The 659-nt window shown below is 47.8% G+C and carries 1 protein-coding gene; it reads left to right on the top strand.

What is annotated here, in order from left to right; genetic code table 11:
- On the top strand, positions 1–659 hold a 659-nt coding region (locus FC70_RS09320), incomplete at both ends, for a mucin-binding protein (RefSeq protein ID WP_420835983.1).

Below are 659 nucleotides of genomic sequence, written 5' to 3'. Positions count from 1 at the left end.
TTCACGGTTCACTTGAAGCATCGGTTGACGCCAGTGAATCCAACGGATCCACAGACACCTGGAACGCCAATCAATCCAGATGAACCAGATGGACCAAAGTGGCCAACTAGCACCAACTATGATAAGACGGTCAATGAGACCGTCAGCTATGTTGATCAGAATGGACACGGAGTGGCCAAGCCGCACACTGATTCTGTCAACTTCACACGAACAGTCGTTGTCGATAACGTTACTGGTGAAGTTATTACAAGTGGTGCTGGAACAACAGCCTGGACAGCGACAAATGGTGATACGACCTTTGATGCCGTTGTTAGCCCAGTGGTGCCAGGATCTGTAGCTGATAAAGCACAGACAGCTGCCGTAACTGACCTGAATGCCGATTCAGCAGATGTTAATGAGACCGTGACATACACGAAAGTCGGATCATTGGTACCAAGCTCAAGTGATGGGAACTTCCCTGAAACACCAAAAGTAGTCTATCCAAATGACCCAAGTGATGCGACAAAGGTTACACCAGCCGGTGTACCGACGGTACCAGGTTATACAGCACATGATCCAGAAGGTCATGTTTTGACACCAGGTAGCAGTTATCAGCCAAGTGATCCAACGAAAGATACAACGATCACCTATACAGCAGATAAGCAAAAAGGTAGTGTCAG

It is taken from the genome of Paucilactobacillus oligofermentans DSM 15707 = LMG 22743, assembly GCF_001434315.1.
Taxonomy (GTDB): domain Bacteria; phylum Bacillota; class Bacilli; order Lactobacillales; family Lactobacillaceae; genus Paucilactobacillus; species Paucilactobacillus oligofermentans.
This window is presented reverse-complemented; position numbering and strand designations above follow the sequence as displayed.